The sequence below is a fragment of the Dictyobacter sp. Z7_2 genome (assembly GCF_057551105.1).
In genome coordinates this window covers 3365608-3381850 of record NZ_BAAJPE010000001.1, presented here as the reverse complement: position 1 = coordinate 3381850, position 16243 = coordinate 3365608, and the positions used below count along the sequence as shown (strand labels likewise).

Genomic DNA, 16243 nt, shown 5'->3' with positions numbered 1-16243 from the left:
TAAATTTTGTCAAGCCCTGCCTCTGCATATTTCATCTCAAAACACAATGTTTCTAACACTTATAAAAAATAAATATATAAAAAGATATATCTTTTTATAGTAGACGTACTCTCCAAAGAGATCGCGTGAGAATTGAAACAAAGAAGGTAGGAGGCTCTTTCATCCCCTTTGCACGCGTAAATGACAGGGCATCAGTGCTGACATTGACAAGAATACAAATTGCATGTTATCTTTTAAAAGCATCTTTTTCTCTCCACAAAACAAATCTGCATACTGAAGGAGAAGTGTCTTGGGTCATATGACACCAACCACAGACCTATCAACGCTGTGGGAACATGCCACATTATATCTAATCGATAGCCGTGCCATCGCCCACAGCCGCATTCTGCCTTTTTTCGAGAACCTCTAAACAAAAACCACCTTGAGAAGAGAGAAGCCGTGGGTGATGTTTTTCCGCTCACGGTTTTTTGTGCATAAAAGTCGTGATGTGATCGATTCACCTCATGGCTTTTTCATCTTTTCAAGGAGTTTTCTATGCGCACTTTCTTGCCACAAGGATTATGGCATCACAAGGATTTTCTCAAATTCTGGACAGGGGAAACCATCAACGCATTTGGCTCACAAGTTACCACATTTGCCCTTCCCATCACCGCTGTATTCACCTTGCACGCCACAGCCATGCAAATGGGGATTCTCTCATCTTTAGCATTTGCCCCTATGCTACTTTTAACGCTGTTTGCAGGTGTCGTCATTGATCGTTTTCCATGTAAGCCGGTGCTTCTCCTCACTAACCTTGGACAGACGGTGATCATTGGATGCATTCCATTCATAGCCTTCCTTCATCTATTACGCATGGAATATCTTTATGGGATTGCCCTTTTCAGTGGATGTCAGACCGTCTTTTTTGAAGTAGCGTATCAAGCCTATCTTCCCTCTCTTATTGAACAAAAGCACCTGCTTGAAGGCAACGGAAAATTAGAGACGAGCCACGCATGTGCTCAGATCGCCGGTCCCGGACTTGCCGGATTAATTGTCCAATGGCTTAACCCTCCATTCGCCATGCTGATCGATGCCTGCACATTCCTTATTGCTGCATTCTTTCTTTCCAGGATCAGGAAACCGGAGCCGCGAAAAGATCGCCATGAAACGGAATGGGTTATCTTCACAGAGATCGGTGAGGGATTGAAAGTGGTTCTCCAACACAGAGTTCTCAGATCGATTGCGGCATACAATGGAACCATCAACCTTTTCAACAGTGCGCTACTGAGCATTGCGGTTCTCTATGTAGTTCGTGAGCTCAAAATAGAGCCCATCATGTACGCTTTTGTCCTCTCGATGGGAAGTGGAGGAGCATTGGTAGGATCTTTTCTATCCAAACGCATCGCTGACCGTTTTGGGATTGGTCCAACCATCACAGGATCTGCACTCCTCTATGGAATAGGGGGATTGTTTCTTCCATTAGCAGGGATTTTACCGAAGGTGGCTCTACCCATTCTTATGTTGAGTTGGTTTGTGCAAAGCCTGACATTAGTAGTATTCAACATCACACAGATAAGCTTTCGTCAGAGTCTCCTTCCCAACCATCTCCAGGGCCGTCTAAATGCCAGTATGCGCTTTCTTATCTGTAGTGCCTTGCCGATTGGCTCATTTTTGGGAGGGGCGGCTGGTTCAGCTATTGGGCTTCTTCCAACCGTCATACTCTCAAGCATTGGCATGCTTTCCGCATTTCTTTGGCTACTCTTCTCGCCGGTATCCTCTTCCTGACCCAAATGAGTTAGATTACCTATTGGCCAGTTGAATCAGTCACAGCCAGTTTCACCCGATCCATCTTACGAAGCGCTGGATTAAAGAGTAAGCTCAGGGTTACGGCAAGATAGCTTACCGCGATGGCCAGAAGAGTGGCATGGATTCCAATTAAATCCAGCGCATAGCCCGCAATAAGTATACCAAGTGGGATAGCAATAAACCCACCGGCAGTAGCAGTTCCGAATACGCGACCACGCATTCCTGCTGGCACTCGTTCTTGAGTAATGGTTCCAATAATAGGATTAATCGGGCCACTGGCCAGACCCGCAAACGCTAACGCGACCAAAGTGATAGCAAACGAAGGTAAGGTAGCCAGCAACCAGAACGGGAGTCCTAGAGCGATGAAAGCGGCAATAAAGACCGGCCGCCTGGGTAACTTAGGTCCAACGATCCCATAGAGGAAGGCACCCATGAGTGCCCCACCACCAAACGTAGCCAGAGCCAGTCCAAGAAACACCGCGCTGCCAAAGCGCACCTTCATATACACTGGCATAACGACTGAGAAAAGAGGAGCATCCAGAAAGTTCGTGATCATCACCACCACGATAATTGCCAAAACGAGTTGATCGAGGCGAATAAAGCGTATCCCCTCCACCAGTTCAGTGAGATAGCTACCAGTACCTTCTTCCTTTGCTTTAACCACAGGTCGGGGAATAACCAGAGCAATCAGCACCGCAGAAATCGCAAAAGTAATCGCATCGATCCAGAGGAGTCGATTCGTGCCTAATAAAGCGATGAGGATACCAGCTATTGGTGCCCCGATAATCCTGGAAGAGCGTTGAATAGCCTGAAGATAAGAATTCGCTCGTTCTAAATCCATACCAGCCAGCTCAGCCATATCTGGCAACAACGCCGTGCGAGCCGAGTTGCCCGGAGTATCAAAGAACGCGCTAATAAAGACGAGCGCGAGCAACTGCCAGAAAGCCAGTCCTACCGTATAGTAGAGCAAGGGAATAAGAGCAATTGCCGTACCACTTGCCAGATCGGCAATGATACTGGTACGCTTATAGCCCAAACGATCGACGATAGTGCCACCGAAGAGCGCAGAGATAATAATGGCCAACATCTCAAAGAAAGCTACCAAACCAGTCTTAGAAGCGCTACCAGTTGTCACCAGCACGAACCACGGCACAGCGATCAAGGTCAGAACGCTACCAGACATCGAAACGATATTTGCAGCGAACAGCATAAGGAGAGGCTTTACATTTTTTGTCGCAGCGACAGCTGTACTTGTATTCAATTCAGCTTCTCTTCTCTCATACATAACGTGATGCCATTTCTTGATAACAGAATCATCTAGAAATAGAAAATCCATCAGACAACACCGTTTTTATAATCTCCAAAGCAATATCAATATTTTTTGCCGTAATGCCATAATGAGTTACCGCACGGATATTTCCATGACCAAGCTCTCCGATATTCAAACCGTGGAAGCGAGCCGCCTCAATAAAGGATTGCCAGCTAAAACGCTCGTCAAGGATGCGGAAAAGGACAATATTAGTCTGGACCTTATCCACATCGACCTGAATCTCGGGAAACTTTGCCAGACCCTCGGCCAGACGACGCGCATTGAGATGATCCTCAGCCAGCCGTGCCACCATCTGCTCGATCGCGACAATGCCAGCGGACGCGATAATGCCGGCCTGACGCATCCCACCGCCTAACATTTTTCGCACTCTGCGTACTTTTTCAATCAAGACGTAATCCCCGACAATCATCGATCCAATAGGAGCTGATAGTCCCTTCGAGAGGCAAAACTGTACCGAGTCCACATATTTAGCGATCTGAGCAGGACTCACCCCCAACGTGATAGCGGCATGAAAAATGCGTGCGCCATCCATATGAATAGGTATATTTCTCTCTTGCGCGAAGCGAGCGACCTCTTCCAGATAGGAGAGAGGTAAGACAGTTCCTCCACAACGATTATGCGTATTTTCCAGACAGATTAAAGCAGGAAGTGCAAACTGAGGATCATGAGAGTCCTCAGGGAAAGCCTGCTCTAAATCGCTCACCAACAGGCGGCCATCAGGTTGAGTTGGAATCGGCTCATAGACGATGCCTCCGCACACCGAGGCTCCTCCGGCTTCATAGATATAGATATCTGACTCGTTACCTACAAGAACCTTCGCACCACGAGGACAATGAGCCATCATTGCTGCCAGATTAGCCATCGTGCCACTGGGCATGAGACAAGCAGCTTCCTTCCCCAGAGTAGAAGCCGCCAACGCCTCCAAACGCACAACCGTTGGATCTTCTCCATACACATCATCGCCCAACTCGGCATGAATTATTGCCTCTATCATCGCGCTTGTCGGCAACGTAAACGTATCGCTACGTAATTCAATCATGCTTCAACTCCTTGTGCTACTTCCTCGGGTGTTACAGGTGCCAGACAGACCGTCAGTTCCGCCATGGCCTCTGTGAGCAAGTGGGCGACTTGATGATAGGTGTCTGCGCGTACAATTCCATATCCGAGTCGATCATAAGAGCTACCAGGCAAAGACACTTTGCGGCCTGGAGAGGCGGTCACAACGATCTGCTCAACGCCAGCTATCTCCCGAACTGCCTTCACGCCATGGATGCCCTCCAGTATGCCAGCCTCAGGCGCCACCAGAAATTGAATTCCGGCACACTCCGCACGAATAGACGATAGGTCTGGCGTGGCACCGATGACTGCTTTGAGCTGCTCCTCCAACAAATCAACGCCGGTTGCCAGACGTATCAATTCGGGGATCATCCCTCCGGCGAGCCGAGCATTGATTTCAATGATAGCGCAGCCTTGCGGTGTCAGCTTGACCTCCGTATGAGTAGCACCATGAGTCACGCCCACGGCCGCCAGAGCGGATCTGACAGTCGACTCTATCTCACGGACAAGATGTGAGGGGAGTTGAGCCGGGAAGATATGACGATATTCAACAAAATGGGGAAAACCAAGCACGCTTTTCTCCGTGATGCCAATACACGTCGTTGCGCCTTGCCACGAGAACATCTCAACACTAAACTCGGGAGCATCCAGGAACTCCTCAATCAGGACCATCCGGGCCGTCTGTTGTCCCCGTATATTTGTATCTAACTGGAGAATACGCAATGCATGTTGCCTGGCCTCCTGAGCATTGTGACAGCAAAGCACATTGCTAGAGCCTGTATCATCAGCCGGCTTCACAATGTAAGGAGCATCAAGATTCAGCAACGCCGTCTCGACATCAACAGCGGTACAAACGATCGCAAAGCGTGGTTGCCTGATATGCCTCTCAGCTAATTGGAGCCTTGTCTGTGCTTTGTTGCGACACACTTCCATCGCATAAGGAGGATTACCTGGTAGCTTATAGAGTGCCGCCAACTGTGCCACTATCTCCAGATAAAACTCGCTCGTAGTCATAACGCCTCGAATATCTTCCTCTCTGATATATGAGGCGATGGCTTGACGTACATCCAATAGCGAATTGGTGTTACAGGTTATCACGGTGCAAGCGATTTCTTCCAGTCCGGGATAGCGCTGCGGATTATTGGTCAGAAACACAGGAGACAGTCCCATGGCCTGCGCTTTCGAGAGAGAGAGCAGACCTGTCCCTGTTGTATTAGCCTCGATAACTAGCAACTGGTTTTGCATAGCGCTCCCTTGCTTTCATATATGTGTGCGACCATGATGTCACAATAGATGCAGCAGAAACTTCTTCTGGATTCTCTGGTAAGCGCAGAGCATTCACATCTTTTTCAATACGATACGCTTCATCATAAATGGTCTTGAAGTAGCGATCACCACGATCGGCAAAAATCACCGCGATCTTTGTACCTCTAGACACATTATGGCTGAGCCAACGAGCCACGACATAGGCCGAGCCTGAACTATTGCCTGCAAAGATCTTCTCGACGGAAGCAAGCTCTAAGGTACCAGCAAAGGCCTCCTCATCGTTCAGCCAATGCACCTCATCAATGAGTGAAAAATCGACATTCGAGGGAATCAGACTATTGCCCAACCCTCCCTGTAAACGCTGTGGCCAATCGGGCTGTCCAAAGATAACGCTTCCGGCTGCATCAACAGCCACCACATGCAAATTGGGATTCGTTCTGCGCAGCTCACGAGCTGTCCCACAGAGCGAGCCTCCGCTTCCCACGCCAGTCACCAGAACATCGACCTGTCCGATATCATCAAGCAGTTCTCGTGCTAATTCGGTATAGGCTGCCGGGTTAGCGGGATTATCATATTGACGTGGCCAGAAAGCTCCAGGATAGCTACTCATCAATTCATTCAGACGCTCAAGGCGAGCGCTCTGCCAGCCCTGGCTGGTCATTTTCTCGACGATATGAACGGTGCAGCCCGTGGCCTTGAGTTTGGCTAGCGTAATAGCATCGATGCGTGGATCTGTTACAATATGCACATCGTGGCCCAGATACGTGCCTACAAGTGCCACGCCCAGAGCCATCGTGCCTGATGAGCTCTCAATAATAGGTACGCCGTCGCGGAGAACACCTGTCCTTTTTGCCTCCAGGATCGCCTGTTTGGCCACTCGATCTTTCATTCCAAAGGGATTTAGCAGTTCCAGCTTCGCGTATACTTCGCCGACCGCTTGAGAATCCAGACGCAAGCGTACAGCAGGGGTTTTACCAATACTATCTATTATATCTTTTCGCAACATATTATCTTTTATCCTTCTTTATCCTCGAAACCAACTGAGCGATAGACCGATACCGTATCTGCAATATCATACAGACGCCTCTGAGCCATTTGTAGTTGATCCTGGTACTCCGCCTCCTCAGACGACAGGAGTATGCCTAAAGTCGTACCGCTATGCGCTACGGCAACGCCTAAACCACCAATATCCTCACAGATCTTTATCACCTCATTAAGAGTGCGCTTAGGATTTAATTTCTGATTGAGTACTGCGCTACGCGTGGCGATCTGACCAACCGTTGGGAGATCATGCTTCTGAATGGCTCTAGAGACTCTATCCAGCAGATGCTGATACTCTTGCATATCTTGTGCTGTAAAAATCTTAGGCCGTGCATTAAATTGAACAGTATCTATTTCTCCACCTTCATCTATAGCGATAATCATAATAGAAGGAAGCACACCAAGAAATTCTCTCAATTGAACATCGCGATGATAAAATGATGTGATGCCAGGATACATTACTCCATCTGATGGCTCTATTTTATGCATAAAAGACTGTAGCAAGTTTATAGGTATATTTATCTTAAAACATGCAGAGATAGCTCGCGCAGTTGCCACAAGATCAGCCGAGGAGCTTGCCAGCCCCTTGCCGACTGGCAAATTACTCTTTATATCTAACTTGCCCCCACGCGGTAGATCATAATAAGCCAACAACTCTTCAGCCATACGTTTAGACTTTTGCTTAAAGCGTGGAAAAACGGTCAAGCTCACATCATCTGCATTAGAGACAAAGGTAGCCTCGGCATACTCTCTAATTGGAAGTGTCACCAGGAAATCAGCATTATCCTTCTCGCATCGCCCCTGAAGTAACTCACCAAAAGTTCCAAAGGCTCTGCCATGCCCAATAATATTAGGTAATCCAGGTGTGCACCTGGGCTTATCGAACAGTTCAAGCGCAGCCTGATAATAAATGCTCACTTTTCCAGTCCCTTCTCGCCACCGCAAATGCTTACTTCGACAGCCTGATACGAGTGCTCTAAGTGCGCACGCCGTCGGGACCAGGCATCTTGTAAGGAACCTCGCTCTTCCTCCAGCTGAGTGAGAAGCGCTCCCGTCTCCTTAGGATGGGTAGATCCCAGCGATTGTTTCGCACGCAGATTGTAATCGCTATTGAAAACTTCTCGAACCTTCTCATCGGAGAGCTTTATCTCGTACCCTTGCTGTTGGCAGAGCGATCGGAGCAACTGGCCATCGACCTGCCAGGGCTGCAACTGCTGTTGAATACTGGCGACGATGTAACGTCCAGCGATCACCTGCGCCAGACGATAAGGTATGCCAGCTTGCAACGTTAAGAGATTAGCCAGGGTAAATCCTCCCATGAATTCGTGCTCACATGCCACACGCATCTGCTCTTCCCGAAATTGCAGGTGTTCTATGACACTGGTCAGCAGCCGCAATACCGACTGTGTGCTCGTAAACAGCGAGATGAGATGGCTTCCAGCTTCTTTTGAAACTTCAACCAGATTGGTATAAGCCGTATTTCGTTGTGCCATCAGCAAATCGATTGAGAAAGTCGTAATATGAGCAGTTTTTCCGCGAATGCGCTCCAGAATAGGAAAATTCTTTTTTTGCGGCATAGCCGATGAGATACCGACCATCTCATCGGGCAAATCAATAAATCCGTACTCGCTGCTACCCCAGCAGATGAAATCCGTCACAAATCTGCTCAGGCCAACAGCAAAAATTGATAACTCGTCCGCGATATGTAGACGCCAATCGCGAGAAGCCACTGCGACGAGCGCGTGGCGCTCAGGGCCGAAGAAACCGAGCAAACGAGCCATATGATAGCGATCCCAGAGAAGTTCCTGTCCGGCCATCGCGCCGGCGCCCAGGGGACAAACGTTCATCTCGTCATAAACGCCAAGCAACCGCTGCACTGTCGCGAGCACATGCTCTGCAAGCGCCGCCAGGTAAAAGCCAGGGCTGATAACCTGTGCCGCCTGATAGTGCGTATAACCCGGCATGACAACCTCTGTATGCTTGCTCGCTAAGCTGAGTGTTGCCTGAGCCAGGACCAATAATTCTTCTACGATGCCAAACAATTGCTCGCGTCCGAACATCAGCTGAGCACAGGCCTGAAGATCATTCCTGCTACGGTCTACATGCCATGCACCGATCTTTCCATCGAGTTGCTGCTCCACATACAACTCGATAGCAAAGGCAATATCCGACATGTTCGCTTGTGGATCAGCGCTTAAGGTTTGGGAGGATACCTGACTCAACACACTCCCAATCTTCGTTACCTCCTCTCTCTTTAAGATCTCCATGCGTTCATACTCGACCAGCAAAACCTTCTCTATCAAGATGTACCAGGGGAGTAACCAGCGAAGCTCATAGTTAAATTGCGGCTCCAGAATCTCTTCATGCAAAAGAGCATTCGGGCTAGCGTCGATTCTCCCCGTACGTGTTCCCTGCTCCGAACCTTGTTGCCGATTCATTAAGATGAGTTCCTTCCTCACTTTACTTCAATACATGCTCTTGAACCACAATCTCGCTAATCGCCAGAGTGCTGCGTCGTAAGTACGCTAGCCAGCATTGGCTCACGCGTATGGATCGCTTCGAGCACCTCACCGATCGCGGCAGCTAACGAGAGAACATATGGTGGCTCGACGAGATTATGATGCTCACCGGCGATCGGAAGCACATGAACATCTCCAGCCGTGTACCTGTACCATTCCTCTGGCCTCACCAGCCTATGCGGATATGCACTATTTACCGCAGAAACACAAAACAGGTAGAGATCCGACAAAATCGCGCTACGGCCTCGATACGACTCCAGCGCGAACTGATTGGCAGCCATAATCTTGACCTGACGGCGCACGGTATCTAACATCGCTGTTGGTGGAAGCATCTTCAGCTCCTTTTCGCGCTGTAAGACCAGTGCCAGACTCTGTTCCTCATCAAGGTCCTCAAAGGCGGCCCTGTCCATACCTAAATGCAGAGTAGCGATATCGATCAGAGCTCGCTCTGGAACCAGCTCAAGCTTATCGCCGACTTCACCCTCCCCATCAGCAGCCTGGACATCCAGCAGCCCCACAAAATCCACCGTTTCGCCTCGAGCCTCCAGGCGCCGAGCCATCTCAAACGCCACCAGCCCTCCAAACGACCAGCCTGCCAGGCGATATGGTCCATGCGAAGTGACCTTTTGGATCTCTTCCAGGTAGCGATCCGCCATCGCATCAATCGTCCACAGGGGAACCTCATCCGAGTCATAGCCGATCGCTTGCAGCCCATAGACAGGCATATCTTTGTCCAGAGCTCGCACCAGATGCAGGTAGCTGAAGACGCCTCCTCCTTGCGGATGAATCAGGAACAGAGGAGCCTGCGTGCCATGCTCACGCATAGGGATCAAGCACTCGTTGGAGAGAGCTGTAGCAGGCACCGTTTCTGATCGCAAGTAATCACACAAAGCCGCAACGGTTGGCTTTTGAAAGAGAACAGCCAGAGGTAAATTGATCCCGAAGCGATTTTGGACCGCTCCAATCAGCATCACCGCCTTCAGAGAGTGGCCACCAATAACGAAAAAATCGTCAAAGACGCCGATCGGACGCACTTGTAGCACCTCCTCCCACAGCTGCACCATTGTCAGCTCGGTCAGATCTCGCGGAGCAACATAAGCGTCTTCCAGACTCACCCGAGAACCATCTGGAGCTGGTAGCGACTTACGATCTACCTTGCCATTGGGCGTCAATGGCAAAGCCTCAAGCAGCACGAAGGCCGACGGCAGCATGTAATCGGGCAGCATCTCTTGCAGATAGCTGCGCAGCTCATTGATGCCTGGCTCAGCGCCAGAAATCACCACCAGATACGCAACGAGCCGCTTGTCACCTGGAGCATCCTCGCGTACCATCACCACCGTCTCGCGCACCGCTGGATGCTGTCCCAGCATCGCTTCGATCTCGCCCAACTCGATCCTGAAGCCACGAATCTTGACCTGATGATCGATGCGACCCAATACCTCAATCTGTCCATCGGGCAGATAGCGAGCCAGATCGCCTGTCCTATACACACGAGCTCCTGATCGCTTGCTAAATGGATGAGTAATGAAGCGCTCGCGCGTCAACTCCGGCCGCTTGAGATAGCCACGAGCCAGGCCATCGCCACCGATATAAAGCTCGCCCTGCACACCGATGGGCACAGGCTGCAACTGAGCATCAAGGATATACATCTGCGTATTGGCGATTGGTCGACCGATTGAGATCGGGCCAGTCTCCGTAGCGTGTACAGGCGAGACAGCTGACCAGATAGTTGTCTCAGTCGGGCCATACATATTCCAGAGGGAAGTATTCTCAACCAGAAGTTGAGAGGCCAGATCAGGTGAAAGTGCCTCACCACCGCAGAGAAGTTTGATCCGACCATCGTTGTGCCAGCCAGAGTTCAACATGAGCCGGAACGTTGATGGAGTTGCCTGCATCACGGTTGCTTTAGAGCTAGCCAGTTGCGCAAGCAGATGAGCTCCGTCAGCTGCTCCTTCCGCATATATAACCAGACAGGCTCCCACAATGAGCGGCAGATACAGTTCCAGCGCGGCAATATCAAAGGATAACGTCGTCACTGAGAAAAGCGTATCTTGATCGGTTAATCCTGGTCGCTGGCGCATAGAATGCAAGAAGTTGACCACCGCACGATGCGGAATTTGTACGCCCTTGGGTCTCCCAGTCGATCCTGATGTATAAATTGTGTAAGCCAGGTTTTCAGGACCCACCTCACTGATCGGGTTCGTCTCAGATTCCTGAGCAATGACCTCCCAATCGCTATCCAGGCATATATTGACAGCTTGATGCGTGGGCAGCCGATCGACCAGATGATGCTGCGTCACAAGGACAGCTACCTGCGAGTCCTGGAGCATATAGTCCAATCGATCCAGAGGATAGTGCGGATCAAGTGGCACATACGTCCCGCCCGCCTTCAGAATACCAAGCACGCCCACCAACATCGCGAGCGAGCGCTCTACACAGATACCAACCAGCACATCCGGTCCGACCCCTAATTTCTGGAGGTAATGCGCGACCTGATTAGCCTGTGCATTCAGTTCCCCATAGCTCAACTGCCCATCGTTACAGCGCACAGCCAGTGCAGCAGGAGTGCGCTCCACTTGAGCTTCAAACAGCTGATGAATACACGAAGTTCTGGGATAATCAGCCACCGTCTCGTTCCAGGCTTCAAGTAATTGATAGTTTTCAGCCTCCGTCAATAACGGCAAAGCCTGGACCTGCATCTCTGGCTGAGCAATGATACCTTGCAACAACGTATGCAGATATCCTAGCATGCGCGTAATCGTCGCAGAATCAAACAGATCAGAATTGTACTCGAAGCTGCAATCAATGCCATCGCTCATCTCAGTGAACGCGATGCTCAGATCAAACCTGGCATAGCTTGACTGCGTTGGATACTCACGCACATGCAGATCATTAGCCATCTGTTTCGACGTAGAAACCGCTCTATTCACCTGAAACATAACCGAAAAAATCGGAGGCTGACTTAAGTCACGCACGGGATTGAGCCGATCCACCAATTGATCGAATGGATATTCTTGATGCGTATAAGCATCCAGAGCAGTTTTCTTCACACGCGCCAGCAGCTCCAGAAAGGTAGGATTGCCACTCACGTCCAGCCTGAGCGCCAATGAGTTAATGAAGAGTCCTATCAGGCCCTCCAATTCCATCTGATTACGTCCGGTGACCGGCGAGCCCACAATGATATCGTCCTGCCCACTCATACGTGAGAGGAACGTTCCGGCGCTAGCCAGCAGCATCATAAACAAGGTCACATCACATTGCTGACAGAACTGATTGATGCGCTTCATCAATTCCACATCCAGTTTGATGCTTTGACTACTACCAACGTACGTCTGCAGCGGAGGATGAGGACGATCCGTAGGAAGGTTCAGCGGCTGAAGTGGGCCAGCTAACTGCTTGAGCCAATAGGACTCATCCTGAGCGAGTTGATCGCTCGCCAGGAGCTTGTCCTGCCAGTAGACATAATCGGTGTACTGGATAGCCAGCACTGGTAATGGATCAGACATATGTTGGCAGAAAGAGTCGTAGAGCATCGCAAACTCTTGTTCCAGGACCTGCCAGGACCAGGCATCGCTAATAATATGGTGCATATTGAGCAACAAGATGTGACGCTCTCCATCCAACTTCACACACTGCACGCGGAAGAGAGGACCAGTTTCCAAATCGAAACTCGTCTCCGCTTCGAGCTGCAAAATTCGGGACAGAGCCACATCGCGCCTCTCCGCCGACAGACCCGAGAGATCCTCAACGGGACAGGACAATTCCAGCTGCGCCGCGACCCGTTGGACTGGTTGCCCATTGACAAGCGTAAACGTCGTCCGCAGGCTATTGTGTCTATCAACGATAGTTTGAAATGCTTGTGCCAAAGCATCCAGGTTCAACGAACCCTCTAACTCGAGGGCTGTAGGCATATTATAAAAGCAGCTTTGCGGCACCAGACGTTGCAGGAACCAGAACCGCCTCTGCGCGTGCGACATTGGATAATAATCCGCTGCGGGCATGCGCAGTATCAGTTGCTGAGCAGAAGTACCCGTATGAGCACGAAGTTGATCAATCACTGAAGCCAGATCACGAATCGTACGCGACTCAAACAGCGTTCTCAGCTCAATCGCCACATCGACAAACGCACGCTTGATGCGTGACCTTACCTGGATAAGTTTAAGCGAATGGCCTCCCAATCCAAAAAAGTCGTCATCGATACTAACCTGGGGAACCTCCAATACTTCCTCCCAGATCCTTGTCAATGTCACCTCTGTTGGCGTGCTTGGAGCAACGAAAGTTACCTTCGTCGGCGACGCTTTCACAATATCGGGTAGAGCTTTGCGCTGTATCTTCCCATTAGCATCTTGCGGCAGAGCATCGAGCTGCATAATATGCTCAGGAAGCATATAAGTAGGAAGCAACGTCTGTAAAAAACTGCGTAGCCCTGAGATCTCAGCATCTTTGTTAAGCACAACGTAAGCAAAAATGTGGTTCTGCCCCTCATTATCAGATCGGGCCACTGCGACACCCTGCTCAACAACGGGATAGCGTAAAAGCGCCGCTTCGATCTCGCCCAACTCAATGCGATATCCGCGTACTTTGACCTGAAAGTCTAAGCGACTCACATAGACAATCCGGCCATCGGGCAAGAAATAGCCCAGGTCACCGGTCCGATACATACGCTCGCTCATACCATCGTGAACGGGATTGGATACAAAGGCAGCATCCGTGCGTTCTGGGTCATTCAAGTACCCTCTACCTACCCCAATACCCGTGAAGCAAATCTCGCCGATACAACCAATAGGGACAGGGCGCAGCCATCGATTCAGCACATAAACCTTAAAGTTAGGAATAAGAGAGCCAACAGACATATACAACTGCTCATCAGCAGGAGGGATTGTAATCACCTCATGAGTTGTATCGTCAGAGCATTCGGTAGCGCCATAAGCATTGATCACTTTTGCCTGTGGATAAGCCAACAACCACTTACGACAGAAGGCAACGGGCAAGGCTTCGCCCGTTGAGATCACATAGTGCAGATCGGGCAGAGGCAATGGCTCGAATGACACTTCTGTTGCCGCCTGATACAGCAATTCAAACATCGTTGGAACCACTTCCAGCACCGTAGCTCGATCTCTCTGGAGGGCAGAGAGTAACGCCTGAGGATCATCCGCAACGTCGTTACCATACATTAAAATCGTTCCGCCGACCATCAGAGGTGCAAAGCACTGCCAGACCGAGATATCAAAACAGTGCGAAGCATTTTGCACCACCAGACTCTCTTCTGTCAGGCCCAGGACCTGGATTTTCGCCCACAGATGATTCAGCATGCCAATATGCTCAATCATGGCCCCCTTCGGAACGCCCGTAGAGCCAGATGTATAGAAGACATTTGCCAGATCATGAGGTTGGTTGATACAAGCCAGGTTTTCACGCGAAAAACCTCTGAGCATCTCTTGATCAGGGACCTTACTATCTATGGACACCTTATCCAGACACAACAATGAGCTTGACAGAGCTACGCTGTGTGCTAATTCTATGCTCCGTGCGGCCAGACTATCCTGGGTCAAGATGACCTTAGGCTGACTGGCACTGAGCACACTAAGTAAGCGATGATCCGGAGAGGCCGGGTCCAGGGGGACATAGGCACCACCTGCTTTGGCGATTGCCAGAATCGCGACGAGCATATCGAGACTACGCTCGGCGAAAAGAGCGACAATATCATCCCGTCCCACCCCCTGAGACCTGAGCCAGTGAGCCATCTGATTCGCCTGGGCATTGAGTGCTTCATAGGTAATTTTCCGCTGCCCACACACTGCAGCAATCGCTCTGGGTCTACGTGCAACCTGATCTTCGACCACCTGATGAGCCCATCGATCTAATGGTTTCCCAGGAGCTGCGCGATTAAACTGGATCATGAGCTTGTGACGCTCATCGGCCGGAAGCATATCCGATTCTGCCACCAGCACCTCTGGCTCACGTACCATATTCTCCAGGAGCGACTGAAAATGAGTGGCAATGTGCCCGAGTCTCGCAGCCGCGATCACATCAGAGGAAGCAGTAAACGAGATGCTCCAGGAACTTCCCGGCATAACATCAATTGAGATAAAAGAAACTTGAGCTCGCCTGATATCTTCGGATGTCGCATACAGGACAATATCCCTGTCCGAGGAAGATGCAACCCCATCATAGACAGCAAGCCTGCTACTAAAAAGATCCCCTGCGCTGGAGCTATTACTATAGCGTTGTACTTCAGACCAGGGCAGAAAAGAATATTTCTGCATATCGTCGTACCGCTCTTGCACACGCTGTAGAAATTCGGGCCAGAGCAGTTTGCCATCAACGGAGATGGACATTGGCAAGGTATTAGCAAAGCGGCCAACCATGCCGCCAGAGCGCAGCAAATCGTCAGGGCGACCAGAATACTGAAAGCCAAACACCACACTTTCTTGATTGCTATACACACTGAGCAAGACTGCCCAGGCCGCTTGAAAGACTGTACTGATCGCTACCGCGTACCTGGTAGTCAGAGCATCGAGCGCTTGAGAAAAGCCTTCAGAGAAGTAGACAGTCTGTACAAGATCATGTTTCACCACATCATCTTGAGTATCTTGACCCATCAACAGAGGTGTTGGACCTTCTATATCCGCTAACAACTTTGTCCAAAACCCGCGAGCGGCGCTCCAGTCCTGACGAGCCAACCAGGTCAGATACTCGCGGTAGGGTACCCGATCGATCGATGGTAGTGGACTATTCTGCATCATCGCAGCATATGTAGAGAGCAGATCACCCAGCACATACTCTGCACTCCTGTCATCTAATATGATTGGATGATACGTCACGAGAAAGCTAGCTTTCTCATCCGTGATTCGAAACAAGGCCAGACGTAACAGAGGTCCACTTGCCAGATCAAACGGATGCTGAAGAGCCAGAGACTCCTCATCCATAGTCAGCTTTTGCGCCTCCGGTGATCTGCCACGGATGTCATGGACCGCGACAGCTACCGGTCGTGTCTTCAGCACAACTTGAACCGTCCTATTTTTCACCTGCCGAAAAACAGTCCTTAACACTGCATGCAATTGGATAATCCTGTCGCAAGCCAGCTGAAACTTATTGACATCAATGATCCCCTCCAGCATATATATCATTTGTGTCGTAGAGGTCTCTGCCTGTGCTGCGTGCGCCAATAAATTTTCTTGTAAGGGAGAAAGATTTAAAACTTCCTGTACATTCTCTTTTGATAGATAATTCACAGCCATCATCT

The 16243-nt window shown here is 50.1% G+C and carries 8 protein-coding genes; 1 reads left to right on the top strand and 7 read right to left on the bottom strand.

Annotated elements, in window-relative coordinates; genetic code table 11:
• Window positions 1–534 precede the first annotated feature (534 nt).
• On the top strand, window positions 535–1764 hold the full coding sequence (locus AC27N8_RS13310; RefSeq protein ID WP_487067758.1) for an MFS transporter: 1230 nt from the start codon (window positions 535–537) through the stop codon (window positions 1762–1764).
• A gap of 19 nt (window positions 1765–1783) precedes the next feature.
• Here the strand turns inward: AC27N8_RS13310 and AC27N8_RS13305 are convergent, their stop codons facing one another.
• Genes AC27N8_RS13305 through AC27N8_RS13275 form a run of 7 tightly spaced genes read right to left on the bottom strand, consistent with a single transcriptional unit; the run spans window position 1784 to window position 16232 of the window.
• Window positions 1784–3046, bottom strand: a complete 1263-nt coding sequence (locus AC27N8_RS13305; protein ID WP_487067756.1) for an MFS transporter — start codon at window positions 3044–3046, stop codon at window positions 1784–1786.
• A 52-nt stretch (window positions 3047–3098) separates the two neighbouring features.
• Window positions 3099–4154 (bottom strand): GntG family PLP-dependent aldolase, encoded by a 1056-nt coding sequence (locus AC27N8_RS13300; protein WP_487067754.1) that lies wholly within the window; start codon window positions 4152–4154, stop codon window positions 3099–3101.
• Window positions 4151–5416, bottom strand: coding sequence for an ATP-grasp domain-containing protein (locus tag AC27N8_RS13295; protein WP_487067752.1), 1266 nt, complete (start codon window positions 5414–5416; stop codon window positions 4151–4153). Before AC27N8_RS13295 ends, AC27N8_RS13300 begins: the two co-directional genes overlap by 4 nt.
• Entirely contained in the window at window positions 5385–6443 is a 1059-nt protein-coding gene (locus tag AC27N8_RS13290) for a cysteine synthase family protein (protein ID WP_487067750.1), read from the bottom strand. Before AC27N8_RS13290 ends, AC27N8_RS13295 begins: the two co-directional genes overlap by 32 nt.
• A gap of 8 nt (window positions 6444–6451) precedes the next feature.
• A complete protein-coding gene (locus tag AC27N8_RS13285) occupies window positions 6452–7396 on the bottom strand; it encodes a GHMP family kinase ATP-binding protein (protein WP_487067748.1) in 945 nt (314 codons plus the stop codon).
• The gene (locus AC27N8_RS13280) at window positions 7393–8916 is read right to left on the bottom strand and encodes a lyase family protein (RefSeq protein WP_487067746.1); all 1524 of its coding nucleotides are present in this window, start codon (window positions 8914–8916) and stop codon (window positions 7393–7395) included. The genes AC27N8_RS13285 and AC27N8_RS13280 overlap by 4 nt, the downstream gene beginning before the upstream one ends.
• Window positions 8917–8972: 56 nt before the next feature.
• Complete coding sequence (locus tag AC27N8_RS13275; RefSeq protein ID WP_487067744.1) at window positions 8973–16232, bottom strand: amino acid adenylation domain-containing protein; 7260 nt, start codon at window positions 16230–16232, stop codon at window positions 8973–8975.
• Window positions 16233–16243 lie beyond the last annotated feature (11 nt).

Bases quoted from the DNA above. Each gene is read 5' to 3' on its own strand.
- AC27N8_RS13310 (WP_487067758.1), top strand. From the start codon at position 535: ATGCGCACTTTCTTGCCACAAGGATTATGGCATCACAAGGATTTTCTC.
- AC27N8_RS13300 (WP_487067754.1), bottom strand. From the start codon at position 4,154: ATGATTGAATTACGTAGCGATACGTTTACGTTGCCGACAAGCGCGATG.
- AC27N8_RS13295 (WP_487067752.1), bottom strand. From the start codon at position 5,416: ATGCAAAACCAGTTGCTAGTTATCGAGGCTAATACAACAGGGACAGGT.
- AC27N8_RS13290 (WP_487067750.1), bottom strand. From the start codon at position 6,443: ATGTTGCGAAAAGATATAATAGATAGTATTGGTAAAACCCCTGCTGTA.
- AC27N8_RS13280 (WP_487067746.1), bottom strand. From the start codon at position 8,916: ATGAATCGGCAACAAGGTTCGGAGCAGGGAACACGTACGGGGAGAATC.